The organism is Streptomyces sp. NPDC054786 (genome assembly GCF_053611685.1).
Genome location: NZ_JBSHAW010000010.1, coordinates 129,852 through 154,730 on the forward strand (window position 1 = coordinate 129,852; position 24,879 = coordinate 154,730).

General features: G+C 71.2%; 26 protein-coding genes. 10 read left to right on the forward strand and 16 right to left on the reverse strand.

Annotated features, from left to right (window positions below):
• Nucleotides 1-15 precede the first annotated feature (15 nt).
• The 5 genes from ACWGI6_RS11170 to ACWGI6_RS11190 form a co-directional block, all read right to left on the reverse strand.
• Nucleotides 16-1,029 carry a winged helix-turn-helix domain-containing protein gene (locus ACWGI6_RS11170; protein WP_453267232.1) on the reverse strand — a complete coding sequence of 338 codons (1,014 nt, stop codon included), beginning with the start codon at nucleotides 1,027-1,029 and terminating at the stop codon, nucleotides 16-18.
• A gap of 164 nt (nucleotides 1,030-1,193) precedes the next feature.
• A complete protein-coding gene (locus ACWGI6_RS11175; protein ID WP_453267233.1) occupies nucleotides 1,194-1,667 on the reverse strand; it encodes an NUDIX domain-containing protein in 474 nt (157 codons plus the stop codon).
• Nucleotides 1,668-1,672: 5 nt separating this feature from the next.
• The gene (locus tag ACWGI6_RS11180; protein WP_453267234.1) at nucleotides 1,673-3,220 is read right to left on the reverse strand and encodes an ATP-dependent DNA ligase; all 1,548 of its coding nucleotides are present in this window, start codon (nucleotides 3,218-3,220) and stop codon (nucleotides 1,673-1,675) included.
• 108 nt (nucleotides 3,221-3,328) lie between these two features.
• Nucleotides 3,329-4,729 carry an FAD-binding oxidoreductase gene (locus ACWGI6_RS11185; RefSeq protein ID WP_453267235.1) on the reverse strand — a complete coding sequence of 467 codons (1,401 nt, stop codon included), beginning with the start codon at nucleotides 4,727-4,729 and terminating at the stop codon, nucleotides 3,329-3,331.
• A 7-nt stretch (nucleotides 4,730-4,736) separates the two neighbouring features.
• A complete protein-coding gene (locus ACWGI6_RS11190; RefSeq protein WP_453267236.1) occupies nucleotides 4,737-5,723 on the reverse strand; it encodes an antibiotic biosynthesis monooxygenase in 987 nt (328 codons plus the stop codon).
• Nucleotides 5,724-5,817: 94 nt separating this feature from the next.
• Between ACWGI6_RS11190 and ACWGI6_RS11195 the strand changes: the two genes are divergently transcribed.
• The gene (locus tag ACWGI6_RS11195) at nucleotides 5,818-6,384 is read left to right on the forward strand and encodes a nucleoside deaminase (protein WP_453267237.1); all 567 of its coding nucleotides are present in this window, start codon (nucleotides 5,818-5,820) and stop codon (nucleotides 6,382-6,384) included.
• Nucleotides 6,385-6,524: 140 nt separating this feature from the next.
• On the opposite strand, the gene ACWGI6_RS11200 is transcribed toward ACWGI6_RS11195, so the two are convergent.
• Nucleotides 6,525-7,292 (reverse strand): hypothetical protein, encoded by a 768-nt coding sequence (locus ACWGI6_RS11200; RefSeq protein ID WP_453267238.1) that lies wholly within the window; start codon nucleotides 7,290-7,292, stop codon nucleotides 6,525-6,527.
• A 588-nt stretch (nucleotides 7,293-7,880) separates the two neighbouring features.
• Here ACWGI6_RS11200 and ACWGI6_RS11205 point away from each other — a divergent pair.
• Both ACWGI6_RS11205 and ACWGI6_RS11210 read left to right on the forward strand, forming a co-directional pair.
• A complete protein-coding gene (locus ACWGI6_RS11205) occupies nucleotides 7,881-8,606 on the forward strand; it encodes a histone deacetylase (RefSeq protein WP_453267239.1) in 726 nt (241 codons plus the stop codon).
• A gap of 123 nt (nucleotides 8,607-8,729) precedes the next feature.
• On the forward strand, nucleotides 8,730-9,308 hold the full coding sequence (locus ACWGI6_RS11210) for a dihydrofolate reductase family protein (RefSeq protein ID WP_453267240.1): 579 nt from the start codon (nucleotides 8,730-8,732) through the stop codon (nucleotides 9,306-9,308).
• 80 nt (nucleotides 9,309-9,388) lie between these two features.
• Here ACWGI6_RS11210 and ACWGI6_RS11215 read toward each other — a convergent pair whose 3' ends face one another.
• Complete coding sequence (locus ACWGI6_RS11215) at nucleotides 9,389-10,189, reverse strand: TIGR01458 family HAD-type hydrolase (RefSeq protein ID WP_453267241.1); 801 nt, start codon at nucleotides 10,187-10,189, stop codon at nucleotides 9,389-9,391.
• Nucleotides 10,190-10,332: 143 nt separating this feature from the next.
• Between ACWGI6_RS11215 and ACWGI6_RS11220 the strand changes: the two genes are divergently transcribed.
• The gene (locus ACWGI6_RS11220; protein WP_453267242.1) at nucleotides 10,333-11,637 is read left to right on the forward strand and encodes a phosphoribosyltransferase family protein; all 1,305 of its coding nucleotides are present in this window, start codon (nucleotides 10,333-10,335) and stop codon (nucleotides 11,635-11,637) included.
• A gap of 106 nt (nucleotides 11,638-11,743) precedes the next feature.
• Here ACWGI6_RS11220 and ACWGI6_RS11225 read toward each other — a convergent pair whose 3' ends face one another.
• From ACWGI6_RS11225 to ACWGI6_RS11250, 6 genes are all read right to left on the reverse strand, one after another.
• The gene (locus tag ACWGI6_RS11225; protein ID WP_393907938.1) at nucleotides 11,744-12,067 is read right to left on the reverse strand and encodes a putative quinol monooxygenase; all 324 of its coding nucleotides are present in this window, start codon (nucleotides 12,065-12,067) and stop codon (nucleotides 11,744-11,746) included.
• A gap of 135 nt (nucleotides 12,068-12,202) precedes the next feature.
• On the reverse strand, nucleotides 12,203-12,619 hold the full coding sequence (locus ACWGI6_RS11230; protein WP_453267243.1) for a hypothetical protein: 417 nt from the start codon (nucleotides 12,617-12,619) through the stop codon (nucleotides 12,203-12,205).
• A 415-nt stretch (nucleotides 12,620-13,034) separates the two neighbouring features.
• Nucleotides 13,035-13,112 carry a 50S ribosomal protein bL37 gene (locus ACWGI6_RS11235; RefSeq protein ID WP_370454205.1) on the reverse strand — a complete coding sequence of 26 codons (78 nt, stop codon included), beginning with the start codon at nucleotides 13,110-13,112 and terminating at the stop codon, nucleotides 13,035-13,037.
• Between the two features lie 173 nt (nucleotides 13,113-13,285).
• Nucleotides 13,286-14,494: a 4-hydroxybenzoate 3-monooxygenase gene (locus tag ACWGI6_RS11240; RefSeq protein WP_453267244.1), complete on the reverse strand. Its 1,209-nt coding sequence runs from the start codon at nucleotides 14,492-14,494 to the stop codon at nucleotides 13,286-13,288.
• A gap of 331 nt (nucleotides 14,495-14,825) precedes the next feature.
• Nucleotides 14,826-15,485 carry a class F sortase gene (locus ACWGI6_RS11245; protein ID WP_453267245.1) on the reverse strand — a complete coding sequence of 220 codons (660 nt, stop codon included), beginning with the start codon at nucleotides 15,483-15,485 and terminating at the stop codon, nucleotides 14,826-14,828.
• Nucleotides 15,486-15,505: 20 nt separating this feature from the next.
• Nucleotides 15,506-16,327: a hypothetical protein gene (locus tag ACWGI6_RS11250; RefSeq protein WP_453267246.1), complete on the reverse strand. Its 822-nt coding sequence runs from the start codon at nucleotides 16,325-16,327 to the stop codon at nucleotides 15,506-15,508.
• Between the two features lie 201 nt (nucleotides 16,328-16,528).
• Here ACWGI6_RS11250 and ACWGI6_RS11255 point away from each other — a divergent pair, with 201 nt between their 5' ends.
• Nucleotides 16,529-16,756: a hypothetical protein gene (locus ACWGI6_RS11255; RefSeq protein ID WP_453267247.1), complete on the forward strand. Its 228-nt coding sequence runs from the start codon at nucleotides 16,529-16,531 to the stop codon at nucleotides 16,754-16,756.
• A gap of 107 nt (nucleotides 16,757-16,863) precedes the next feature.
• Here the strand turns inward: ACWGI6_RS11255 and ACWGI6_RS11260 are convergent, their stop codons facing one another.
• Nucleotides 16,864-18,669, reverse strand: coding sequence for a glycoside hydrolase family 35 protein (locus ACWGI6_RS11260; RefSeq protein WP_453267248.1), 1,806 nt, complete (start codon nucleotides 18,667-18,669; stop codon nucleotides 16,864-16,866).
• Between the two features lie 306 nt (nucleotides 18,670-18,975).
• Between ACWGI6_RS11260 and ACWGI6_RS11265 the strand changes: the two genes are divergently transcribed.
• Nucleotides 18,976-19,107 (forward strand): hypothetical protein, encoded by a 132-nt coding sequence (locus tag ACWGI6_RS11265; protein WP_453267249.1) that lies wholly within the window; start codon nucleotides 18,976-18,978, stop codon nucleotides 19,105-19,107.
• A 117-nt stretch (nucleotides 19,108-19,224) separates the two neighbouring features.
• Here the strand turns inward: ACWGI6_RS11265 and ACWGI6_RS11270 are convergent, their stop codons facing one another.
• Entirely contained in the window at nucleotides 19,225-19,875 is a 651-nt protein-coding gene (locus tag ACWGI6_RS11270) for a hypothetical protein (RefSeq protein ID WP_453267250.1), read from the reverse strand.
• A 122-nt stretch (nucleotides 19,876-19,997) separates the two neighbouring features.
• Nucleotides 19,998-20,663 (reverse strand): TetR/AcrR family transcriptional regulator, encoded by a 666-nt coding sequence (locus tag ACWGI6_RS11275; protein ID WP_453267251.1) that lies wholly within the window; start codon nucleotides 20,661-20,663, stop codon nucleotides 19,998-20,000.
• Nucleotides 20,664-20,844: 181 nt separating this feature from the next.
• Here ACWGI6_RS11275 and ACWGI6_RS11280 point away from each other — a divergent pair, with 181 nt between their 5' ends.
• From ACWGI6_RS11280 to ACWGI6_RS11295, 4 genes are all read left to right on the forward strand, one after another.
• Nucleotides 20,845-21,099: a ferredoxin gene (locus tag ACWGI6_RS11280; protein WP_393907929.1), complete on the forward strand. Its 255-nt coding sequence runs from the start codon at nucleotides 20,845-20,847 to the stop codon at nucleotides 21,097-21,099.
• Nucleotides 21,096-22,448, forward strand: coding sequence for an NAD(P)/FAD-dependent oxidoreductase (locus ACWGI6_RS11285; RefSeq protein ID WP_453267252.1), 1,353 nt, complete (start codon nucleotides 21,096-21,098; stop codon nucleotides 22,446-22,448). The genes ACWGI6_RS11280 and ACWGI6_RS11285 overlap by 4 nt, the downstream gene beginning before the upstream one ends.
• 12 nt (nucleotides 22,449-22,460) lie before the next feature.
• Nucleotides 22,461-23,696 (forward strand): cytochrome P450, encoded by a 1,236-nt coding sequence (locus ACWGI6_RS11290; RefSeq protein ID WP_453267253.1) that lies wholly within the window; start codon nucleotides 22,461-22,463, stop codon nucleotides 23,694-23,696.
• A 196-nt stretch (nucleotides 23,697-23,892) separates the two neighbouring features.
• The gene (locus tag ACWGI6_RS11295; protein WP_453267254.1) at nucleotides 23,893-24,759 is read left to right on the forward strand and encodes a GNAT family N-acetyltransferase; all 867 of its coding nucleotides are present in this window, start codon (nucleotides 23,893-23,895) and stop codon (nucleotides 24,757-24,759) included.
• Nucleotides 24,760-24,879 lie beyond the last annotated feature (120 nt).

Below are 24,879 nucleotides of genomic sequence, written 5' to 3' on the forward strand. Positions count from 1 at the left end.
CGACCACCGGGCCGCTCACCGCGGCCGGCTGACGGGGGCGAGTTCACCGTGCAGGAGCGCCGTGCCGAGCGGGGTGAGAGCGTGGATGACCGAGCCGCCGTCGCGCCGGCTGCGGGCCAGGTTGGCCTCGCGCAGAGCGCTCACATGCTCGCTGGCCGAGGGGGCGGAGACCCGTAAGCGGCGGGCGAGTTCACCGGTGGTGGCCGGGGCGTCGAGGGCGGTGAGGATTCGGGCTCTGGTGCGGCCGAGGAGTGCGGACAGCGCCTGCGGATGGCAGCTGCGGGTGGCGGCCGGCGCCCAGTTGGTGGAGTGCTGGACGGGATAGACCAGGACCGGTGGGAGGCCGGGGTCGGCGAGGGCGATGGGTCTGCGCCAGCAGAAGTGGGAGGGGATCAGCCGCAGTCCGCGTCCGCCCAGGCGCAGATCGCGGTCCAGGGGGTAGTCGACGTGCAGGACCGGCGGCTCCCAGCGGATCGCGGGCCGGAAGGTGTTGAGCATGGCGTCGACGCCGCCGCGGCAGAGCATGCGGGTACGACCGCCCCGGTCTCCGTCGACGGTGGCGCTCGCCCCCGTCCAGTCGGGGGCGATCACCGCGCGGTGCACCTCCTGGAACGCGGCCGCCAGCTCGTCGAGCGGCTGCCGGCTTCCCGCGGCCAGCGCCCCGGTCCAGCGCGGGAGCCGGACCGGCAGCGCTGCCCGGGCGGATTCCGTGGTCAGCCGCACCCGTGGGGTGTCCCGGAGCCCCTCCAGCGCCGCGGCCAGCCCGTCGCGGGCCGCATCGGGGGTGAGGAAGTCCGGAAAGTAGCGGGCGTCGGCCGGGGCCAGGATGCTGATCAGCCGTGCGGCACGGGTCAGCCCCCGCTCGCCCAGCTCACGGCGCGCACGGGCACGCCAGGCCCCGTACACCGGCACGCCACGTCCCGGCGGCGCCAGATGGTGCATGGCGAGCACCGTTTCCCACAGCGGATCGGGCTCGGCGGCGATCTGTACGCGCGCGACATCCCGGTCTTCGAAGTGAATACGCAACATGCGGCCCCCGCGGCATGCTCATGACCCTGTCGCCAGGGCCCCCCGTTCGGGGCCTGTCGTACGGCCCCGCCGTAAGCCTGCCCGGCGTCAACGGAGGTGTCCAGGGCGACTTGTGGCCTTTGGCGTGCGCGGGTGTGCAGGCGGGGAGTGCGGGGCGCCCGTGCTCAGGCCTGGTTCGCGAGCCGCTGCGCCAGCCGCTCCAGGAACACCCGCTGGCCCGCCACCAGCCGCTCGTGCGCCTCGTGCGGGGTGAGCCAGGCGACCCGGTCGATCTCGGGGAAGGTGCCGGTCACCCCGGATCCGCGCGGCCATTCCATCTCGAAGGTGCCGGGCACGATCCGCTCCGGGTCGAGGTCGCTCTCGACGGCCCACACCGTCACCACCTTGCCGCTCGGCTGACGGGCCTCGCCCAGGGAGACGTAGGGCCCCTCGGGGGGCGGCACCCCCAGCTCCTCCTCGAACTCCCGCCGGGCCGCGTCCTGTGCCTCCTCCGGCGGTACGTACTCGCCCTTGGGCACCGACCACGCCCCGGCGTCCCGCCGTTCCCACAACGGACCGCCCATGTGCCCCAGGAGCACCTCGGTACCGTCCCCCGCGCCCCGGTACAGGAGCAGCCCCGCGCTGCGCTTTCCGGCCATGACAGCTATCCTTCCCCGCCGTCGTGCGCGCCGGTCACCGTCTCCACGGTGTCCGCCTCGGCCGCCGTCTTGTCCTCCCGGTAGCGCACCACCCGCGCGAACCGCAGGGTCACGCCCGCCGGGTAGCGCGAGGACGTCTGCAGCCCGTCGTAGGCGATCTCGACGACGAGTTCCGGACGGACCGTCACGACATGGCCGTTGTCCGCCACCGCGAGTTCCTGCAGCCGCTCGGTCTGCCAGTCGAGGGTGGCGTCGGTGAGCCCCTTGAAGGTCTTGCCCAGCATGACGAATCCGCCGTCCGGTCCGCGCGCCCCGAGGTGGAGGTTGGACAGCTTCCCGGTGCGCCGGCCGTGGCCCCACTCCGCCGCGAGCACCACCAGGTCCAGGGTGTGCACGGGCTTCACCTTCAGCCAGGCGGCACCCCGGCGGCCCGCGCTGTAGGGGGCGTCCAACGCCTTGACCACGACGCCCTCGTGGCCCCGGCGCAGGGTCCGGGACCAGAAGTCCTCGGCGGCCGCGCGGGCCGCGGGGTCGGACGGGTCCGCGACCACCTGGCGGCGTACCCGCAGAGGTTCGGGCACCAGCCGGGCGAGCTCGGCGTGCCGCTGCTCTCCGGGCAGTTCCAGCAGATCGCGCCCGTCGACCGACAGGACGTCGAAGAACACCGGGGACAGCGGCAGCGCGGCCTGCGCCGCGGAGACGTCCACCCGTGAGCCGAACCGTCCCGCCACCCGCTGGAACGGCACCGGGCGGCCCTCGCCGTCCAGGGCGATCACCTCGCCGTCGAGGATGAAACGGTCGGCGGGAAGCTCCCGGGCGACGGCGGTGACCTCGGGGAGCCGGTCGGTGACCTCGTCCAGGGTGCGGGTGTGGATCCGTACGTCCGGCCCGTCGCGGTGCACCTGTACGCGGATGCCGTCGAGCTTCTCCTCCACCGCGCAGGCGCCGAGCTTGTCCATCGCCTCGGCCACCGACTTGGCACTGTGCGCCAGCATCGGCCCGACGGGCCGGCCGACGGTGAGCCGGAACTCCGCGAGCGCTGCCGCCCCCTCGGCCAGCAGCGCCCGTGCGACGTCCTGCAGGGAGCCCGCCAGCATCACGGCCCGGCGGACGTCCGCGGAGGGCACCTCTGTCGCGGCGGCGAGCCCTTCGACCGCGATGGCGTCCAGCGCACCCTGCCGCACCTCGCCGGTGAGCAGGCCGACCAGGAACCGCTGTTCCTCCTGCGTCGCGGCGGCCAGCAGCTCCCGGACCAGCCTGCGCCGCTCCCCCTGGGCCCCGGCCCCCGAGACACGTGCCAGGCCGGTCAGCGCCGTATCCACGTCACGTACGGTCAGTGCGGCGCGCTCCGCCGCCGGAACCGGCTCGCGCAGCACGCTCCAGCCGATCCCGATCCGCCCCTGGGGCAGCCGCCCGGCCAGACACGGGATGACCACCGGGACGTCCTCCGGCGCGGCCGCCCGGAACAGCCCGGCCAGCAGCGCGATCTTCCGCGAACGCGCCGACGTCGCGGCGACGTCCCCCGACACCCGTGCGAGATCGGCCAGCAGCATAGGGCCATGGTGCCCCCGCTGCGCCGTCCCCGCTTCCCCGGCCGCGCAGGCCGCGGGCCGGTGTGGCACCGTGCCGGTCCGCGGCCGGGTCGTCCCGGCCGTGTGTGGTCAGGGGGCGAGATACGAGTGGAAGAGGTTGTCCGGGTCCCACTGCGCCTTGATTTCCTGCAGGCGGTCCCAGGTGGCGGGGGCGTATGAGCGCCGGGCCCGTGCGGCGTCGGCTTCCAGGTCCGCTTCGGCGATGAAGTGGAAGCCGTCGCCGTGCGGGTCCGCGGCCCCCATGGCCGCACGCAGCCAGCGCGCATGGGTCTCGTCCTCGGCCGGGTCCTCCCAGATCGCGTAGCAGACGAGGTAGGACGCGCCGAGCGGGGAGAAGGCCATGTTCCGCAGCAGAGCGGGGTGCTCGGAGACCGGCTGCACGGGCGAGAGCACCAGGGACTTCCCGGAGGGGGCATGGGCCACCGCATCGGCAATACGGGTCAGCTGGGTGGCATGGCTCTCCGGCGACCACAGGGTGTCCGCCGCATAGCGGTGTGCCGGGGGCCAGACGGCCGCCGCGCCCTCGTGCAGGGCGGCGAAGGAGGTCGGCACGGCCGGCTGCCGGGCGACGGCGAGTTCGCCGAAGGGGCAGTCGGCGAACGGCTCCAGCGCCTGCAGGGCCTCGCCTTGTGTCGCGGCGAACGCGGTCGCGGCGACGGTGATCCGGGGCCCTGCCTCATGCGTGGCGGCCGCCGGACCGGACGCCGCGAGGACGAAGGCCGTTTCGACGTACGGCGGGAGCCCGCGCGCGGTCCGCTCCGCCCACTCCGTCACCCGGGCGACCTCGGCCAGCGGGAAGGTCAGGGAGGTCGTCATGATCGAGGCGGGGTGGGGGTGCAGGGCGAGGCGGAAGCGGGTGACGACCGCGCAGAATCCCGGCCCCGCGCCGCGCGCGGCCCAGAAGAGGTCGGGGTTCTCGGTTTCGCTGCAGGTGACCGTCCGGCCGTCGGCGGTGACGGCCCGGATCTCCCGGACGTCGGCGCAGGACGCCCCCCAGGCGCGGGAGTTCCAGCCCAGGCCGCCGCCGAGCAGGAATCCGCCGACCGCCACGGTGGGGCAGTGGCCCACGGGGAACGCCAGATCCTGCGGGGTGAGGACCGCGACCAGTTCCTGGCCGGTGGCGGCGGGCTCCACCGTGGCCGTCGCCGGGGCGTCGCCGGTCGCGGGCGCGACGCGGCACGCACGGAGCGCGGAGAGATCGAGCAGCAGCGCCCGGTCGCGGAGTTGCGAGCCGGACCAGTTGTGCCCGCCGGAGCACATCGAGATCCGCAGGCCCTGGGCGCGTGCATGGCTGACGGCGTGTGCCACGTCCGCTTCCACGGCGGCGCGCACGATGACCTCGGGGAACCGCTGGGGCAGACGCTCGTTCCACACCATGGCGGACCGGACGCGCTCGTAACCGGCCTCGCCGCGCCTCACCAGCGTGCCCTGGATGTCTTCCGCCGGGGTCGGTACCCGCGGGTGCGTCATGGCTGCCTCACCAGATCTGGTGGGTGATCAGGCCGAAGACGACGATGGACACCAGGTAGCCGAGCAGCACCACCGCGGTGCCCAGCACCTGCGCCCGACGGCCGGCGGCCCGGGAGGGCACCAGCCAGAAGGCGAGCACCCTGTTCACGATCGGCATCAGCAGCCAGGTCAGCGCGCTGACGCTCAGGACATTGGACAGGAACAGGCCGATGTACTCGCGGATGGTGAGTTTCTCCAGCCCCACTCCCACGGTCAGGTTGAGCACCATCACCGTCGGATAGAGCGCCAGGACGACGGACATCGCCTGTTTCCAGTTGGGCGGAGCACCGCCGCCCTTGCCGTGGTCGAACTGGAACCAGCCGCTGAACGCCGAATCGACCTTGCGCACGTCGTACGAGGTGAAGTACTTGCTCCCCTCCTCCAGCAGTTTCGTGCGCACATCGGAGGTGAGCCAGTGGTCGAGGTGCTCGCGGGAGTCGAACCGGAAGACGACGACCCAGTGCTCCTGCACGCCCTCCACCGGCTTGAACAGCTCGGACCCCATGAAGCCCGGCGTCTTCTGCTGCGCCTTGAGCGTCTTCTCCTGCCAGTTCAGAAATGCCTGCTCGCATCCCGGCTTCACCTCGTGGGAGATGACGGCCGTGACCACGTCAGGAGCCGGCTGCGCCGGGCTGCCGCCGTGGAGCACCTCCTGCGTCGGAGGGCCTTCGAAGAGTCCGCGCCCCTCGTTGAGCAACTCCTGCCGCCGGCTCGAATCCAGCCAGGCGGTCAGACGGTCCATTCCGGAAAAGCGGAATACGGCCACCCATTCGTTTTCGTCGCCGGCGCCGGGTGGATACACCTCGGCGTCCACAAAACCCTCGAATTCACGGGCGGCCTGATTCGTTCTGTCCTGCCAGCGCTGGTACTCGTCGGTCCGGCCTTCGCGCACCTTCTGCGAGGTCACGACGGTGGCGTTGTCTGCCGCGGAACCACGGCTTGCACGGGAACTCACCTTGAGTAGCCTAGTACATAAGAGATTTACGCGGCAAATGGGGCATTTGCCGCACCGTTCTGCAGTGGAATCGACGCCGATCGGAGACTCCGTAATGGAACAGAAAGAACTCCTCGCAGAAGCCGTCCGGCTGGCCACCGAATCCGTGGACAACGGCTGGGGCGGCCCTTTCGGCGCGGTCATCACGCGCAACGGGGACATCCTCGCCCGCGGGCAGAACCGCGTGCTGCTGACCGGCGATCCCACCGCCCACGCCGAAGTGGAGACGATCCGGAAGGCCATCCAGGTACTCAACCCTGAGGCTCCGTCCATCTCCACGGAGCGTCAGAACGAGAGCACCCTGGAGTACGTCCCCCGCCCCGAAGGATCACCGGACCCGCTCCCGGAACGCGCCCGCATGCTCCAGGGCTGCTCGATCTACATCAGCGGCGCCCCCTGCCCGATGTGCATGAGCGCCATCTACTGGTCGCGGATGGATGCGGTGTACTACAGCTGCGACCTCGACGACACCGCGCGGATCGGCTTCGACGACTCGTTCCAGTACGAGGACTTCACCAAGCCGCTCGACCAGCGCAGGATCAAGATCGAACAGATCTACCCGGACCTCGGCGCCCATGCGTACGCGGCGTGGACGAACCGGCCCAACAAGCACCCGTACTGACGGCAGTTCAACGGCCTGCGCACCTCTACGGCAGAGCGATATCCCTGCAACGCCCGCCGCTCGGCATCCGGTTCGCCGAGCGGTCGCCTGCTGCCTTCGTGCGCGGTCTCGCGGTCAGGCCGTGAGGCGTGGCGAGCGGTTCACTCGTACATCACGTACTCCGGCCGCGGCCGCAGGGCCAGCACCTCCTTCGGCTTCATCAGGCGGCTGCCCTGCGCGTCCTCCTCGTAGAACAGCTTGAAGCCGGTGTGGAGACCGTCGGGCAGATCGCTGACCAGCCGCCCCCAGGTACCGCGCTTCAGGCCCGGCGAGCCGATGCCGTCGGCGCTCTTGATGAGCGCCACGCCCGGCTGCGGCCGCAGGGCGGACTCCTCGCTCACGACGGATGTGGCCACCTGGTGGAAGACCAGCGGCTTCTGCGGCAGATCGTGCGCCTCCACCAGCCCGGACAGATAGCGGGCCACCTTGGTCAGCTCATGGCCGTCGGTGTGCCCGTAGGTGTCGCCCGGCACCTGGCCGGAACTCATCTCCCATTCCGGGTCGAGCGCGATCCCCACATCGGGGTGGACGAGCCAGTCGCGCAGCGCCTTGACCTCGTCGAGCACCGATGCGCGGCCCGGCTGGATGTTCAGGAGCAGCAGCGCGCGCCGGTCGCGTGCCAGGTGGTGGAAGCGGCGGATGGTGGCCGACGGCGTCCGGGAGCGGTAGGCGCCGTCGGAGCCGGCCGCGGCATTGGCCACCGACGCCAGAAGTTCGAGTACGGGCAGGGGTTCGCGCCCCGCGGCGTACGAGTGGGCCACCCTCTCCGCCTCGGCGGCCCGCTTCTCCGGGTCACCGGTCCCGAGCCGGCCGAGCGCCGCCGCCCCGGGCAGACCGCAGAACCCGACCAGCCGGTAGCGCGGGAACAACTCCCGTCCGCCACGGGGCAGTTCGGGGCGGCGCCGCTTCGTCGGGCGGGCCGAGGGGGACGCTGCCGCGGAACCGGACGGGCTCGGGGTGCCGGATCCGGCGGAGGGGGAGGGCGGTGAGCCGCCGGGCGGTGACGCCTTGGGGGCGGAGTCCGCACGGGAGGATGTCCCACCGCACGCCGTGAGCAGTCCCAGCCCCGCTGCTGCCGTGGCCGCGAGCAGATGACGCCGGCTCGCATCCGGCGATGGAGAGGGCGCTGCGGGGCGGCGGCCGGCCGCCCCTGCCCTGCGTATCCCGGCGCCGTCTCGCCCTGACACCTCGTCCGCCACACTGCCTCCGTCCCCCGGCGCCCGGCCGATGACCGGGCGCCGGCCGTCCTTCGGACCGGTCCTGTCCGTGCAGTGCGCTTCTCCAGACCGCTCGCGGCAAAACACGTAGGGGAATGATCAGGCCACCCTCACACCGGCCGCCCGCTCCGTTCCTCTGCACGTCACCGCGCCGCCACCCGGTACTCCGGACGCACGACCCGGACGCCGCGGCCCCTGCCGGGCGGCGCCGTGGCGGGCCTGTCCGCGTAGCGTGAGGACGTGATCAGGCCCCAACGCCTCGAAGCCCTCGACCACTCCCCCGAAGCCGTCCGCCGCCGCACCCCCGTCCGTCGCCTCTGGTACGCCGCATACGGCTCCAACATGCATCGCGACCGGCTGACCTGCTATCTGGCCGGCGGGCGGCCCCCCGGTGGGCTGCGCACCCACCCCGGCTGCCGGGACCCGAGCCCGCCCGCGCGTACGGCACCGGTCATGCTGCCCGGACTGCTGTACTTCGCCACCGAATCGCAGGTGTGGACCGGCGGCAGAGCCTTCTACGACCCCAACCCCGGCCGCACACCTGCCGACGGCGCAGCCGGGTACCCCGGAAACATCGAACTGCCCGCCCAGGCCTATCTGTTGACGCTCTCCCAGTTCTCCGACATCGCCGCTCAGGAGATGTACCGGGAGCCCGGCGGGGATCTCGACCTGACGGAGGCCCTCACCCGCGGCCGGGCCCGGACCGGTCCCGGCAGGTACGAAACCCTGGTGTGTGCCGGGCTGCTGGACGGTGACCCGGTGCTGACCTTCACCGCCCCGTGGAGCCGTCGGGACATCGCCGTGAACCCGCCCTCGGCGGCCTATCTGCGGCACATCGCGGCCGGCATCGTCGCCTCCCACGGATGGCGCGCCCTCCAGGCCGCCGAGTACCTCGCCGGCTGCCCGGGAGCCGAGGGGCACTGGACGGCCACGGAGATCGCGGCGCTGCTCGGCGACCCGAGGTGACCGGCGCGCGCTCTCCCGGCGCGCCGTACGCAGCGCACTGCGGGCACCACCGCGCCGCGCCCCGGGCACACTGGTGCCAACCGGTCGGTGGACCCGCCCCCGAGGACGTCAGCGAGGACCGTGATGAGAAAGATCGTCTTGTCGATGTCGGTGTCCCTTGACGGCTTCATCGAGGGGCCGGACCGCCAGATCGACTGGCACCTGGTCGACGACGAGCTGCACCAGCACTTCAACGACCAGCTCAGGACGATGGGCGCCTTCATGAACGGCCGGGTCACCCATGAACTCATGGCGGGGTCCTGGCCGACCGCGGACGCCGATCCCTCAAGTACCGGACCCATGGCCGAGTTTGCCGGGATCTGGCGGGATACTCCCAAGATCGTGTTCTCCCGGACCCTGGAGCGGGCCGAGGGGAACACCACCCTCATACGGGAGGTCGTCCCCGCGGAGATCATGGCGCTCAAGGCCCAGCCGGGCGGAGATCTGGCGCTCGGCGGCGCCGATCTCGCCGCCGCCTTCATGGCGCACGATCTGATCGACGAGTACCGCCTCTATGTCCATCCGGTCCTCATCGGCCGGGGCAAACCCCTCTTCCGGGCGGCAGACGCCAAGACCGGTCTCCGGCTCGCCGGGACCCGGACGTTCGGCAATGGTGTCGTCCTCCTCCACTACCGGCGCACCGAGGACACCGCGACGGGATGACCCCGGGCCGCACCGGCCCACCGCCCACCGGCCCGGCGCCCCGCCCTCGCACCGTCATCGGGCACGCCATACCCGCGCGGTCACGGCAGACCGAGCAGACCGGGCAGCTCGGCGAAGGAATCCAGCACATGGTCCGGTGTGCCGTCGGCCGCCCGGTGGGTCTCCGGCAGATATTTGCCGGTCTTGACCAGCACATCGGTGATCCCGCAGCGCTGGGCCGCCAGCACATCGGACTCGATGTCGTCGCCCACCATCAGCGTTTCGGCGGCCGAGGCACCGAGGTGTGCCAGGGCGGTGGCGAAGAACGCCTCCGCCGGCTTGCCGGTGACCGTTGCCTCGACGCCGGCGGCCCGTTCCAGCCCCGGCAGATACGCCCCGGTGTCCAGGTCGAGCCCGTCCGCCGTACGCCAGTACAGATTGCGGTGCATGGCGACCAGCCGGGCACCGCGCTGCAGCTGCCGGAAGGCGGTATTGAGAGCCGGGTAGCTGAATGCCTCGCCCGCACCGCCGAAAACAATCACCTCCGGCGCGTCCCGGCCCTCGTCGTCCGCCTCCTCCCCCACCAGCGCCACACCTGCCAGATCCTCGCCGACGTCACCGCTGTTGATCAGCCGGCAGCGTGCGTGCGGATGGTGTTCGCGCAGGTAGGCGGCGGTGACGGCGGGCGCGGTCAGAATGTCGTCGGCATCGACCGGAAAACCCTCCCCGGCCAGCCGCTCGGCGACCCCTGCGCGGGTCCGCGAGGTGGTGTTGGTGACCAGCACCAGCGGGAGTCCCGCCGCGCGCAGCCGTTCCATGGCCTCCACCGCGCCGGGCAGCGCCTTCCAGGACACGGTGAGCACGCCGTCGATATCGATCAGGACCGCTGCGATTCCCTTCATACGCCGACGGTAACCACCGTCAGCCGCGGCCGGGCCGACGGCCGGACACCGCCGCAGCCCGACTTGCGAAGCCTGCACGGATGGGGTTACTTCGAAGTGAGGTGTGGACGCAGCTACCGTCTCCCCTGGCTAGGGGGTGCATCGTGCTGTTCACTGACCGCGCGGATGCGGGGCACCGCCTCGCCGAAGCGCTGCGACACCTGCAGGGGGAAGAACCCGTCGTGCTCGGCCTGCCGCGCGGCGGGGTCCCGGTGGCCTTTGAAGTGGCCCGGGCGCTCCGGGCGCCGCTCGATGTGATCGTGGTCCGCAAGCTGGGGGTTCCCTACCAGCGCGAGCTGGGTTTCGGCGCCATCGGCGAAGGCGGCGTACGGGTGATCAGCGACGACATCGTCCGCCGCGGCCGGCTGGAACCGGCGGACCTGGCATCCGTGGAGCATGCCGAGGCGGCGGAGCTCACACGGCAGGCGGAGCGCTTCCGCGCCGGGCGGCCACGGCTCGACCTCGCCGGCCGGACGGCGATCCTCGTGGACGACGGGATCGCCACCGGCGCCACCGCGGCCGCCGCGTGCGAGGTGGTACGCGCGCAGGGCGCGGACCGTGTGGTGCTCGCGGTACCCGTGGCACCACCGGACGCGGCCGAGCGGCTGCGCGGTGCGACCGATGAATTCGTCTGCCTCTCCACCCCGTTCGCCTTTTCCGCCGTCGGCGAGTGGTACCGGGACTTCTCCCAGACCCCGGACGACGAGGTCGTCTCGCTGCTGGCACAGGCCGCCGACGACCCCGGGCCGCCCACCGGAGAAACGGATGCGGAGACGGACGTGGCGGAGGAGGTGGCGATCGACGCCGCCGGCGTCCGGCTCACCGGGGACCTCGCGGTGCCGGCGGGCGCCCGGGCGATGGTGATGTTCGCTCATGGTTCGGGCAGCAGCCGGCACAGCCCGCGCAACCGCCTGGTCGCCGCGGCGCTGAACGAGGCGGGCCTGGGCACCCTGCTCTTCGACCTGCTCACACCGGCAGAGGAAGCCCACCGGGCGAATGTCTTCGACATCGAAACCCTCGCCGAGCGGCTCGCCGACGCCAGCGGGTGGCTGCGCGGCCGCTTCACCGGCCCGATCGGCTACTTCGGCGCCAGCACCGGAGCCGCGGCCGCGCTACGGGCCGCCGCCGCCCCGGACGCGGACATCGGTGCCGTGGTCTCCCGCGGCGGCCGCCCCGATCTCGCCGGAGCGGTGCTCCCCGGCGTACGGGCGCCGACGCTGCTCATCGTGGGCGGCAACGATCCCCTGGTCATCGACCTCAACCGGGAGGCCGAGGCGGCCCTGCGCACGGAAACCCGACTGGAAATCGTCCCCGGTGCCACCCATCTCTTCGAGGAACGCGGCACCCTGCAGCAGGTCGCCGATCTCGCCCGGGACTGGTTTGTCAGCCACTTGGTGACGGAGCCGTAGCGGTCCCGGGGAATTCCCCGTCCAAGGCCTGCCCCGCCTCGCCGGTATTCCGGTTCCCGGCTCCGGTCCGCCGGACAGGCCCTGAACGAGGTGATCCGGACGAGCCTCAGTCGATGGTGATCTCGCCCATCGCGCTCCAGCCGTCCGCACCCTCGATGGCGGTGCTGACAATGTCCGGGGTGCGGCGCAGCAGCGGGCGCATCGTCTCGATCCCGGCGCGGAAGTGGTCGGAATTGACGTGCGCTTCGGCAGCGTCATCCTTGAATGCCTCGACCAGGACATAGGTGTTCGGGTCCTCGATACTGCGGGACCATTCGAACCACAGGTTTCCGGGCTCGGCGCGGGTGGCGCTGGTGAAGGATTCGACGTGCTGCGGCCACTCTTCGGCGTACTCGGGCTTCACGGGGAACTTGACGACAATAAAGATCATCCATCGAGTCTAGGTCACCCGGTACCGGCCGTCGTCGACCGGGGCATTCGTGCCGTTGTCATGCGCGGCCGCCCGCATCGGGCTCGGCCGCCGAGGGGCGGTTCAACGTTTTGACCAGCAGCACTCCCACCGCGATCAGCCCGACGCCCAGCCGTACCGGGAACGCGCACGCACGACTTCCGGATACCACCGCGTGAACTGCAGCGCGACGATGATGGCCGCGATGGGGATGATCCATCCCGTCCACAGATTATTGGAATGGTGCAGCACGAGGTCGCCACCGGCACCCGCTATCGCCGCCACCCCGAAAGCGGCACCCCAGACACCCGTGATGTAGTAATTGGTCCGCAGAAATCTGGGATCGCTCCAGAACTCGCGGGGTACTTGTTCCCGGGCGTACTGCAGGGTGAACGGCACCCCGATCGCCATGGATCCGAGGGAAATCACCAGGAGGGCGATATTCGAAACCTCCCCCGAGTAATTCTCCAGCCGGCGAAGGGTGCCCGGGGAGGCCAGGATGCCGATGACCGCCATCGCCGCAAAGAAGACCACATCGGAAATCTCAAGAATTTATCCAGGCGCCGCTCGCCGTACCGGACCGGCCGCCTCCGCGCCGTCCGGCATCCGAAACCGCACGGGTCCTGCTGGACATCACCGCGTTCGACCGGTCGCCCGCCCGGGGCGAGGGCCGACTGATCACCACATCGTGGGCAAGACCGGTGAACGGTACGGCCGTTCCTCAGCGCCGTTCGCCACCCGCGGCCAACAGCCGGGCGCCGTCGTCCCGTTCGGCCCGATCCGGGGGCGACGCCTCCGCGGGACAAGCCGGCGGGCGCAGGGCCGAGGCCCGGGACCGAGCCGTCACCATGGTGCGCATACCACTGTGGGCTCCTCGCGTCCGCCGCAACGGAGGCGAGGAGCCCACAGAAACCCCATCGGGGAGGGTCCTCCGGTCACGGTCCTTCAGTCAGGACTGGGGCCGCTTGCCGTGGTTGGCTCCGTTCTTGCGACGAGCCTTCTTCTTACGACGGCGCTTCGATGACATGGCGTCTCCCTTCCTCGGAGTCTCAGCGATGCTTTTCGCCGAATTTCTACCACTTCACAACGGTATCTCGCCCGGCGATCACGAGGCCGCGTACCCGGGCCCACCGGGGCCCACCCTCCTACGGGTGGTGAATCACCCCACAGGCCTGCGGTCCGGATACGTCCGTCACGACCCTACAGATCGGCCTCCTCGCCGAGGTACAGACCGGCGAATGCCTTCGCCGCCGACTCGGACCCCAGCAGCCGCCGCAGCCGTGCGGAGGCGGTGCCCGCCTGGAACCGGTCGCCGGACGAGGCGCCGTGCAGCACGTAGGAGAGCCACTGCGAGAACTCCAGGTACTGCCAGACCCGCCGCAGACAGGCCTGCCCATACCCTTCGAGGCCGCTGTCGTCGCCCCGGTAGTGCGCGATCAGTGCCTCGCCGAGCAGCAGCGCGTCATGGATCGCGAGGTTCATGCCCTTGGCGGCGATCGGCGCGACCAGGTGCGCCGAGTCACCGGCCAGGTAGACACGGCCGTAGGCCATCGGCTCCACCACGTAATCGTGCATGTCCAGGACCACCTTCTCGATCAGCGGCCCTTCGGTCAGCGGCGGTGCGCCGGCGGCGGCGAGCCGGGTGCGCAGCTCGTCCCACACCCGTGTGTGCGACCAGTTCTCGGCGTCCTCGCCGGGCGGGACCTGGAGGTAGTAGCGGGTGACCTGGGGGCTTCGGGCCATGTGGGCACCGAATCCGCGCTCGTGGATGCCGAAGATCACACCGTCGGCGGACGGCGGCGCCTCGGCGAGGAGGGCGAGCCAGGCGACGCCGTGGTCATGGCGGGTGAGGAGCGCCCGGCCGGCGGGTATGGCCTCCCGGCTCACCCCGCGCGCACCGTCGCAGCCCGCGACGAAGTCGCACTCGATGCGGTGCCGGGCGCCGGTCGCCGGGTCGGTGTACGAGACCGCCGGCCGGTTCCCTTCGATGTCATGGAGCTGCACGTCGCGTACGCCGAAGCGCACTTCGCCGCCCGCCCGGTCCGCATACGACGCCACGAGGTCGGTGACCAACAGCGGCTGCGGATAGACGTAGTGGCGTCGGCCCGACAGCTCCGCCGTCCGTACGGTGTGCCGCTCGCCGTCGAACCGGAACTCGAACTCCCCCTGGGTGTCGGCGCGTTCGAGCAGTCGGTCGGCCAGCCCGTGCCGGGCCAGCGCATGCACGGCCCCCTCCTCCATGAACCCGGCGCGCGGCCGCTGCTCGATGAACTCCCTGCTCTCCGCTTCCAGCAGCACACAGTCGACGCCGGCCGCGCGCAGCACATTCGCCACGGTGAGCCCGGCGGGCCCGGCCCCGACGATGACGACGCGGGTGCGCGTGCGGGAGAGGGAGGGGGTGGAGGACACGTCGCGGGGTTCCCTTCGGGGTGAGCAGAAAGATCGCACGCAGTATGGCGGTTGACGGGAGCGGGCGGTCCGGCGGGCCCGGGGGCCACCGGACCAGGGACTACGGGCGCGCCCCCAGGAGGTGCCGGCCCGCCTTTGCCGTCTCGCCGCCGCCGTCAGGTGCCGCCCGTTCCCTGCCCGGCGCGGCGAATCACCCCACCGTCGTCACCGGACTCCCGGCCGTGTCCTTCGTGCTGCTCCCCTGCCGCCACGACGCCGGCCCGGGGTGCGACGAGCGGCCCGGACGCCCGTGCGGGGCGCCGAGCCGCCGGCCGGTTCTCAGGGGTTCGGCTTACGCACTGCCCGTGAGGCTGGCGAACACCACCACGTTGTCGGGGAAGTAGTGCTGGCCCTCGTCGTACTGGCCGCCGCAGGTGATCAGGCGGAGGCCGGCGTGGTCGACGTTCTTGTACACCTCGACCGTGGGGAACTTGTTCTTCGGGTACTGGGCGACGCGGTCGACGGTGAACTTCGCCGTCTTCCCGTCCTGCCGGGCGACCTCGATGGTGTCACCGGCCTTCATCGTCGACAGCTTCTCGAACACCGACGGCTTGCCGTTCCAGGAGACATGGCCGGCGATCACGGCCGGTCCCTGGGAGCCGGGGGTGGGGCCCGGCCGGTACCAGCCCGCCTTGTCGGGGTCGCGGGGCGTCTCCATGGACCCGTTCTTGTGCTGTCCCAGCGTCTCCAGCGTGGAGGAGACCCGGATCGACGGGATGGAGATCCGCTCCGGAACCGACTTCGGCATACCGGCCGCGGCCTGGCTCCCGGATCCGCCGCCCGTCTGCTCGTCTTGGGACGAGTCCCCGCCCTGGGTCGGCGGCTGCGTCGCGGGGAGCGACCGGGGCGGCGCCGTTTCCTGCCCGCCGCACCCGGCGACGAGCACGGCCGCCATGGCGGCGCCGATCGCACAGCCGAGGACGCGGTGGCCCCGGCGGCGTACGGTGCTCACGTTGTCCTCGCTCCGGCGCCTCACGCCACGCCCCCGTTGTTCCCGGCCCCGGCGGCGAACACGGTCTTCCGCCGTCGCACGACGGCCAGTACGCCGGTCACCGCCACGAAGGCGACACCTCCGGCGCCCATCACCGCCACCGGAACCCCTTTCTCCGCGGAGGGCCCGGTTCCGGTCTCGACCCCGCCGACGGGTATGGACCCCACCGCGGCGCCTTTGACCTCACCGCAGTTGGTCGGTGCGGTGGCCTCCTGGGGGAGCTTGGGGTCGAGTTCGCTCTTGCCCGCACCGTCGAAGTCGTACTTCTTGTTGTTGTTGCGGTCGATGCCGTGCTGCACGATGTGCAGGTCCTTGATGTGGTCGACCACGGCCTGGGAGACGGTGAGCGTGCGCTGGTAGGAGAGCTTGCCCTGCGCGTTTGCCACGGGCATGCGGTCGACGGCGAGGCCGCTCATCATGTCCGTCGGTCCCTTGGTGGTGAGGGAGATGTTGATGTTGCCGTAGTCGACCGTGGCTTCGGTGTTGTCGAGGACGCCGTCGCCGTTCGTGTCGTCGCTCGCATCCGGGCAGTGGAAGTCATGACCATCGGTGGAGCCGTGGAGGTGCTGGGCGGAGGGCTGTCCGGGTACGAGCCCCTCGGACTCGATCTTCACCGTCAGCCGGTTGCCCTGGAGGCTGAGCATCGCCGTGCCCTTGGAACCGGAGTTGTTCAGCTGCGCCAGATTGATCTGGAAGGCTCCGGTGCCCTCGGCGACGGCCTGGGACGAGGCGCCCGCGGTGAGGGCCAGGGCGGCGGGCAGAGCGACGAGTACGGCGAGGCGGCTGGTGCGCTTGGCTATCACGTTCGATCCTTTTCCGGCGGCCTCCACGGGGGAAGAGGGCCGCACGTCGTCCGGGTTCGAGAGCGACACCTCGGCGAGGTGCCGCTCGTTATTCGGAGCCGCAACGCCCCCGGATTGGTGGCGTGTTGAAAAATTTCCGACGGTCCCTCTCCCGGGCCCTCCACGCCGCCGGCGCCGCGGTCACGGTGGCCGCGCACCACCGTGCGCCCAGACCGCACCGCGAACCACCCGTTCGTCGCCATCCTGGGCCCGGACGAGTCCGACCACACCCCCCGGTTCGCCGAAGCGGCGGGCGGTCCCGCGGGCAGGAGGGCGATGCTGGCCTCCGCCGAGGCGCTGGCCTGCACCGCCGCGGATGTGCTGCTGCGCCCCGACCTCGGCGCCCAGGCGTGGTCGGAACTGCGCCGCAAGGAAGCCGCGGGCTGCTGACCCGGATACCGCGGTCCCGCGCCGACGGCCCGGCGGCCGGGCCCACTGACTGTTCGTCGGATCACCACGCCCGACAAGGCTGGCTCACCGCCGGTAAAGATCCACTTTCACGGCGCTCCCTGTCCCACATCGGGCGCAGACCGTACTTCGATCTCGTCCCCCGTCCGCTCCATCTCCAGCACGACGAGCTCGTTACGCCCCTTCCGCCACAGATGGCTTGGCGCGTACAGGGTGATCTGCGGCCCGAGGGACCAGTACCGGCCGAGCGCGAATCCATTGAGCCAGACCATGCCCTTGTCCCAGCCAGGAAAGGCGAGGAAGCCGTCCGCGGGGGTGTCGACATGGAGCCGGGCCCGGTGGAACGCGGGGCCGGTCGGCGTGTCTCCGCTGCCGAACGTCAGAGCCGAGAGGTTGTCGAGAGGCAGCCGGCGGATCTCCCAGTCGCTCAGTTCCTCGTCGTCGAGGAGAACCTTGCCGCTGATCCCCTTGGGGTCATTGAGTCCCTGGCCGAAGTTGACCCGCCCGGTGGGATCGACCAGGAGGTCGAGGGTGCTGGACGCGCCGTCCACGGTGAACTCGACGGTGTGGTCAGGCTGGTTACGGTCGAAGGTGCCGATGCGCTTGCCGTCGCCGAACACCAGCGCACGGTCGCCCAGGCCCGTGACCGTCAGGCCCTTGGTCCCCTGCGGCCCCCGCACGCGAGTGCGGTAGTGGATCAGCCCGTACGGCTGCCCGAGCGCCTCCATATGGACGGGAGCGCTATGCCGCACCGGAGTGCTCAGTGCGTCGAGCGCGTCCATCAACGGCACCGACTCGCTGACGGCTATCCTCTGTGCCGGCATGCGGCGCGGCGTGGCCGGCAGGGGCGTGCTCGACACGGTGGTGTATTTGGCCAGCACCTCGCGCACCTTGTGGAATTTCTCGGTGAGTTCGCCGGATTCGCTGATCGGGGAGTCGTAGTCGTAGCTGGTGACGGTGGGCTGGTAGGCGCTGCCGCTCAGATTGGCACCCGCGGACCAGCCGAAGTTCGTTCCGCCCACCGCCATATAGAAGTTGACCGACGCTCCCGCTTCGAGGATCTTCTCCACGTCGGCGGCGGTCTGCGCCGGGTCGGTGGTGTGGTGCGGTTCTCCCCAGTGGTCGAACCAGCCGTCCCAGAACTCCGTGCAGAACAGGGGCTTGTCCGGCTGGAATGTGCGCAGCTCGGCGAAGGGTCCGGTGGGGTCCCCGGCGAAGTTGACGGTGGACAGGAGATCGGGAAGGCTGCCGGCCTTCAGCATTTCCTGGGTGGCCCCGTTGGAGCAGAACAGCAGGCTGTCCACGCCCTGTGCCCGCATGGTGTCCCGCAGATGTGCCAGGTACGCATGGTCGTCGCCGTAGCTGCCGTACTCGTTCTCGACCTGCAGGGCGATGATGGGCCCGCCGCGCGTGGCCTGCAGATCGACGAGCCGGGGCAGGAGTTCGGCGAACCAGGCGTCCACCACTCGCTCGAACGCGGGGTCGGAACGGCGTAGCGGCGCGTCCTTGTCCTTGAGGAGCCAGGCGGGCAGGCCGCCGAAATCCCATTCCGCGCAGATGTACGGTCCCGGTCGCACGATCACCTTCAGCCCGACCTCGTCCGCGGTCCGCACGAAGGCGGCGACGTCGCGCCACCCGGTGAAGTCGGCTTTCCCCTCGTCCGGTTGGTGGAAGTTCCAGGCGACATAGGTCTCCACCGTGTTCAGGCCCATGGCCCGCATCCGGGTCAACCGGTCGCGCCAGTCCTTGGGATGCGTCCGGAAGTAGTGGAAAGCACCCGAGAGAATCCGGAACGGCTCGCCGTCCAGCAGGAATTGGTCTCCACGGGTGGTCAGTCCCCTCAGGCCCTCGGCCTGGGCGAGGGTTGTCCGGCTGCTGCCCACGGTGACGCCCACGGACGCGGCTCCCACCATGGCTGCGCTCAGGAATCTACGTCGACTGAATTGCGACATCTCTGCACTCCTCGGCTCGACCGATCGTCGCCCACGACGCGAACATGTTCAGTAGTGCGTGTTTCTGTGCATTGCGAGTGTTGTGTAGAACAGAAACGAGCACAAGGGTTCGTGACCGAACACGGCGGCCTCGAAGACCGGAAACGACGGGGTGGCCGCCCTCCAGGACTTCCGCGCCGTCTCGCACTGCTACAGCGTCCGGCTGCGCCACACCTCCAGCGGGAACACCTCCCAGCACGCCAGGCCGCAGTGCTACTGGGGACGGCACCACCACCGCGTTACTTCTCCGCCAACACCAGCTACAAGGACACCCGCGGCGGGCCGTCCAACGACAGCGATGTGTACGCCATCAAGGCCCTGTTGAAGAAGCGGCTTCCCTGAGGCGCCGGGTCGTGGCGCGGGAGGTGCGCGGGGCCGGTTCCCGTCGCCCGGGCGCCCGCGCCCGGTATCGCCGTCGGTGGTGCCGTGGTGTCGCCGCTGGTCCGACGTCTTGCGCGTTCAGATGGTCGCCCTCGCCGGACTCCGTTGCCCGGTGGTCCCGGGGGTGGGGGTGATCAGCAGCTTGGCGTGGACTCTGGGGCCCAGGACGGTCACGGCGACGGCGACGGCAACGGCGGTGAGCACCTGGGCGTTGGCCACATAAGGGTCGATCACCATCTGGGCCAGCAGTGCGGCGGCGATGAGGCCCAGCTTGGCGCAGATCACCCGGGGTGCCGACAAGGTGGGACGGGCCGAGGGGTGCGCACCCCCGGCGCGTGCACGGTGTGCGGCGCGGATCTGCAGCGGGATCGTCAGAAGGACGCACAGCACGCGGATACCGAGCGCTCTGATGTCATGGGCGGCGCCCGGGTCCATCAGGTGACCGAGGAGGGCACTGACGACGACGGCTGCCGAGACGATGAGGATCCGGGCGGTGATCAGTCGGGCGAGCGCCCCGCGGGGGTGCGCGGACTCGTAAAACGCGGTGGTGAGGCGGCGGTTGGTCCGTAGGAGCAGGGGCGGGATGAGCAGCAGGAGCACGGTGGCACGCACGGCGTGGGCCCAGGCCGGCTCGTTGGTCTCCCCCAGCCACATGACGGCGAGGACCACGCCGGCCACGGCGTAGCCCCTGCGGACACCCCGGGCAGCCGGTTGGCGTTGCGGGTTCATGAAAGCGGCTCCTTGCGGGAGGAGTTGCGAGCGAAGCGATCCGGGATCCTGCCGCGGCAGCGGTGCGCGCGGGGCACCCGCCGCCGCTGGCGGCCGCGGGGCGATCAGGGGCGCCGCGTCGGTCAGTCGTGGTCGGTGGGGCGGTCCGGTGCGGGGTCCGCGCCGATGCCGCTGAACAGCCATCGCAGGGCCTGGCCGAAGAGCTCTTCGGGAACGCTGTCGGGATCGACGCGCCGCAAGCGCACCAGCCCCTGGAACAGCGCCGTCACGACCGTGGCCACGGAGTCGGCGGGGACCTCGGCGGGTGCGCCCTGCTCCGCGAGCCAGGTGTCGATCAGGCCTTCCAGCGCCTGGCGCGGTTCGCGCAGGGCGGCGGCCATCGTGTCGAGGACATGGGGGTTGCGTACGGCGTAGAGCCAGAACTCGGCCTGGAGCGGCGCGAAATCGGTGTCCTTGTCGGCGACGTGCACCAACAGACGTCCCAGCTCGGCGGCGGCCTCACCGGTGCCCGCCTCGTGACGGTCGAGGGTCTGGGCGGCCTCGGCCACGCGGCCCATACCGCGTTCGGCCATCAGCTCCAGGAAGAGAGCCTCCTTGCCGCTGAAGTTGGAGTACAGCGCGCCGATGGAGAAGCCCGCGGACTCGGCGATCTCCTCCACCGAGGCACCGGCGAAGCCCTTGCGGGCGAAGACCCGGGCCGCCGCGTCCAGCAGCAGTCGCCGGGTGCGGGCCTTGGCCTCCGCACGGGTGAGCCGCTGCCGCGCGGGTTCATCTCGGTCGGTACTCATATGGCCGATGCTATTCGGATAGTGACTGCTACGTCAATGCGCCGATAACGTGTACAGTTCGAATAGTGGTTGCTATCTGAATGGCGGAGGCGATCGAACCAGCGGGATCGTCGCAGGGCGACGCCCGACAACCGCCCGAAGAGCCGCCGAACCCCCGCCGACCTGGGAGGAGAGCGAAGAAATGCCCACCGATCCGCCACCCGACGAGCTCCGGCTCGTCGTGGATCTGAACCGATGCCAGAGCTATGGACAGTGCGTCTACGCCGCACCGACCGTCTTCCGGTTCCACGGTGAGGAGGCGCTGGAATACGACTACGCGCCCGATCCACGTACCCGCCGCGAGGTCGAGCGGGCCGCCGCTGCGTGTCCCGTACAGGCCATCGCTCTGGGCAGGGCAACCGAGCCCGCGCCCCTGGCCCCGGAACGTGCCCGGTGAACGGCCCCGAGCGCATCGTCGTGGTCGGAGCCTCCCTGGCCGGACTGCGCGCCGCCGAGGCACTGCGCGACGAAGGGTTCGACGGTGAGCTCACGCTCATCGGCGACGAACCGTATGCGCCCTACGACCGGCCGCCGCTGTCGAAGGCGGTCCTGTCCGGCTGGCTGCCCACCGACCACACCGTGCTGCCCCGGGCGCGCAACATCGACGCCCGATGGCTGCTCGGCACCCGCGCGACCGGCGTTGACCTGCCCAAACGCCGGGTGGCGCTGGCGGACGGGCGGGAAGTGCCGTATCACCGGCTGCTGATCGCCACCGGCACCCGGGCCCGGCCCTGGCCCCAGCAGCAGGGCGGTGCCCTGCACGGGGTGCATGTGCTGCGATCCCGCGACGACGCCGACCGGCTGCGCACGGCACTGGCCGGCGGGCCGGACCGGGTGCTGGTGATCGGCGCCGGCTTCACCGGCGGCGAGGTCGCCTCGGTCTGCCGCGACCTGAACCTCGACGTGACCGTGACGCAGCGCGGCGACACCCCGTTGGTGAGTGCGCTGGGCGGCGTGATCGGCGGCGCCGTGACCGGCTGGTACCGCGATGCCGGGGTGGACCTGCGGCTGGGCACCACGGTCCGGACGCTGGAAGGCGACGCCCACGGCAACTTGCGGCGGGCGGCCCTCTCCGACGGCACCGTGGTGGAGGCCGAGGTGGCCGTGGTCGCCGCCGGCGCCGTCGCCAACACCGAGTGGCTGACCGGCTCCGGGCTGGCCGCCGATGTCCGCGGGGTGGTGTGCGACGACTCCTGCCGGGCCCTGGCCGACGACGGGACACCGGTGGCGGACGTCTTCGCCGCCGGTGACGTCGCCCGCTGGCCGCACCCGCTCTACCCCGGGCAGCTCCTGCGCCTGGACCACTGGGACAACGCCGTCGCGCAGGCCCGGACCGCCGCGCACAACATGGCCCACGGGTCGCGTACGCCTCGGACCCATCGCCCCCTGCCGGCGTTCTGGTCCAACCAGTTCGGGGTCAACCTCAAGTGCCTGGGGCTGCCCGCCCTGGCCGATCAGGTCGTCGTCACCCAGGGCTCGCCCGACCAGCGGCGGTTCGTGGCCGCCTACGGTCGACGCGGCCGTCTGGTCGCCGCCGTCGCGGTGGACTCTCCCCAAGTGCTGGACGGATACGCCGCCCTGATCGAGGCCGGCGCGCCCTTCCCCCCGGTGCTCAACGCGACCGACGGACCAGACCGCCCCCATCCGCTCGACCCTGCGTTCCCCCGGCCCGCCGCCCCCGCACCGGGCCGGCCGTCCATACCGTCCATGCCGTCCGCCCCGTCCGTCCTGGCCGGACACGAGTGAGGTAAATCCACCATGGCCTCGACCACGAGCTCAACCACCCACCGGACCACGGCCTCAGCGCTGTTCGCGCAGGCCCTCCGCCACGAGCACCGCGCCAACCCCTACCCCTACTACGAGCAGCTGCTCCGGCAGCCGGTCGTGCGCATGGACGACGGCACCTGGCTGGCCAGCGGCCACCGCGAGATCAGCCTGCTGCTGCGCGACCCGCGCATCAGCGCCGACCGGCTCCCCCCGCAACAACAGCGGCCGATCCGCAAGAGCCTGCTGGTCGAGGACCCGCCCCGCCACGACCAGCTGCGCCGCCTGGTCACCCAGCAGTTCGTACCCCGCGTCATGGAGATGCGCGACCACATCGACGCACTCGTCACCGGGCTGCTCGACGCGCACACCAGCGAACAGGCCGGAGTGCTGGACGTCGTCGGCGACCTGGCCTATCCCCTGCCCGTGACCGTCATCTGTGAACTGCTCGGCGTGCCACGCGAGGACGAATCCCTCTTCGGCAGTCTCGCCCGTCGGCTCACCCGGGGCCTGGACCCCATCGACACCCAGACCGAGGACGAGATCCGCGAACTCCAGCAGACGCGGACCGAGTTGCAGCAGTATCTCGAAGGGCTCATCGCTCGGCATGACAGCGCCCCCGGCGACGACCTGCTCTCCGGCCTGATGCACGGCCAGGATCGCGACGGCCCCATGGATCCCGTGGACCTCCGCGTCACGCTCGGCCTGCTGCTCATCGCCGGCCACGAGACCACCGTCAATCTCATCGCCAACGGCACCCTCGCTCTGCTGCGCCACCCCGATGCCCTCGCCCGGCTGCGCACCGACCCCGATCTCGCCACTCCGCTCGTGGAGGAGGTGCTGCGTTACGATCCGCCGGTTCAGATGTCCGGACGCAGCACCCTGGCCGACATCGACATCGCCGGCACCACCATCCCCAAGGGCTCACGCGTCCGGCTGCTCCTGACCGCCGGCAACCGCGACCCGCAGCGCTTCGCGGACCCTGACCGGTTCGTACCCGACCGCACCGACAACGCCCACCTCGGGTTCGGCGGCGGCATCCACTACTGCATCGGCGCCACCCTCGCCCGCGCCGAAGCGCAGATCGCCCTGACGGCACTCGCCCGCCGGCTGGAGTCACCGCGCCTGGTCGCCGATCCCCCGCCCTACCGGGAGAACGCGATCCTGCGCGGCCCGGAACGCCTCCCGGTCTCCTTCACCCGCCTCCTGCCCGACATGGGCGAGGCCTGACCGGTTGGCCTGGACGAATCGTCCCTGCAGCGGCTCGCGAACGACCTGAGTACGCGACGGGTCACGGAGCACGACGACATCAGCGGCGGGGCCCGGCACGGCCCCGCCATCCGGTCCGGCGTCACCGAACCCGCACCACGCCGGCCGGTCGGAAACCGGGTGCGGACTGTCGGTGCGGTGGTGTGTGATCGGGCGTATGGCGATCGTGTTGGGCAAGTCGGGAGTCGACGGGCTGAGCCAGGCCGTGGGGGTGCTGCGGAAGTGGCAGTACGACGGGGCGCCGATGCAACTGCATCCGGGGGACCTGGGCTGGTTCTGGCGGTCAGGTGCGGAAGCAACCGCCGCGGCGGTCAGGACGTGGAGCCGGGACGGACAGACACTCGCCGTCGGGCTGCTGGACGGTCCCGGGCTGCTGCGGCTGACGGTCGCGCCGGACGCTCAGCGGGAGGAGGAACTGGCGCAGCAGTTGGTTGACGACGTGACCGAGCCGGAGCGCGGCGTGCTGCCCGAGGGGAAGGTGAACATCGAGGCGCCGACAGGCGCGCTGGTCCAAGATCTGCTGTTCGAGGACGGCTGGAACGCCGACGAGCCGTGGACGCCGCTGCGCCGCGACCTCACGGAGCCGGTGAAGTACCCAGGCGTGCGGATCGAGGTGGTCGGGCCGGAGCAGGCGCACGTGTTTGCCGCCGTACATCGGGCAGCGTTCGACGGGTCGAGGTTCACGGACGAGCGCTGGCACGCGATGGCGGCCGGATTGCCGTACGCCGACGCCCGGTGTCTGGTCGCGTACGACGACCAGGGCCACGCGGTGGCGGCGGTGACGGTGTGGTCGGCCGGTCCGGGTAGGCCCGGGTTGCTCGAACCGATGGGCGTGCACCGGGAACATCGCCGTCACGGCTACGGCGAGGCGATCACCGTCGCCGCGGCGGCCGCACTCCAGGAGTTGGGCTCGTCGAGCGCGATCGTCTGCACCCCGAGCTCCAATGTGGGAGCCGTCGCCACCTACAAGTCAGCCGGCTTCCAGCAATGCCCCGAGGTCCGGGACCGATACCGGGACGCCTAGTGCCGTGTCTCCTCGATCGTGATGGAGGCCTTCCCGCTCGCAGCAGTTCGAGTTCGGCGTGGGCCGGCGCCCATCGCTGGTCAGCACGGGTGGGGCGATCAGGGGTGATGGCATGGGACT

Excerpts from the sequence above, each read along its gene's own strand:
- ACWGI6_RS11215 (WP_453267241.1), bottom strand. The coding sequence starts at position 10,189 with ATGAAGGGAATCGCAGCGGTCCTGATCGATATCGACGGCGTGCTCACC.
- ACWGI6_RS11195 (WP_453267237.1), top strand. The coding sequence starts at position 5,818 with ATGGAACAGAAAGAACTCCTCGCAGAAGCCGTCCGGCTGGCCACCGAA.
- ACWGI6_RS11275 (WP_453267251.1), bottom strand. The coding sequence starts at position 20,663 with ATGAGTACCGACCGAGATGAACCCGCGCGGCAGCGGCTCACCCGTGCG.
- ACWGI6_RS11235 (WP_370454205.1), bottom strand. The coding sequence starts at position 13,112 with ATGTCATCGAAGCGCCGTCGTAAGAAGAAGGCTCGTCGCAAGAACGGA.
- ACWGI6_RS11280 (WP_393907929.1), top strand. The coding sequence starts at position 20,845 with ATGCCCACCGATCCGCCACCCGACGAGCTCCGGCTCGTCGTGGATCTG.
- ACWGI6_RS11290 (WP_453267253.1), top strand. The coding sequence starts at position 22,461 with ATGGCCTCGACCACGAGCTCAACCACCCACCGGACCACGGCCTCAGCG.
- ACWGI6_RS11185 (WP_453267235.1), bottom strand. The coding sequence starts at position 4,729 with ATGACGCACCCGCGGGTACCGACCCCGGCGGAAGACATCCAGGGCACG.
- ACWGI6_RS11210 (WP_453267240.1), top strand. The coding sequence starts at position 8,730 with ATGAGAAAGATCGTCTTGTCGATGTCGGTGTCCCTTGACGGCTTCATC.
- ACWGI6_RS11170 (WP_453267232.1), bottom strand. The coding sequence starts at position 1,029 with ATGTTGCGTATTCACTTCGAAGACCGGGATGTCGCGCGCGTACAGATC.
- ACWGI6_RS11295 (WP_453267254.1), top strand. The coding sequence starts at position 23,893 with ATGGCGATCGTGTTGGGCAAGTCGGGAGTCGACGGGCTGAGCCAGGCC.
- ACWGI6_RS11225 (WP_393907938.1), bottom strand. The coding sequence starts at position 12,067 with ATGATCTTTATTGTCGTCAAGTTCCCCGTGAAGCCCGAGTACGCCGAA.
- ACWGI6_RS11180 (WP_453267234.1), bottom strand. The coding sequence starts at position 3,220 with ATGCTGCTGGCCGATCTCGCACGGGTGTCGGGGGACGTCGCCGCGACG.
- ACWGI6_RS11175 (WP_453267233.1), bottom strand. The coding sequence starts at position 1,667 with ATGGCCGGAAAGCGCAGCGCGGGGCTGCTCCTGTACCGGGGCGCGGGG.
- ACWGI6_RS11270 (WP_453267250.1), bottom strand. The coding sequence starts at position 19,875 with ATGAACCCGCAACGCCAACCGGCTGCCCGGGGTGTCCGCAGGGGCTAC.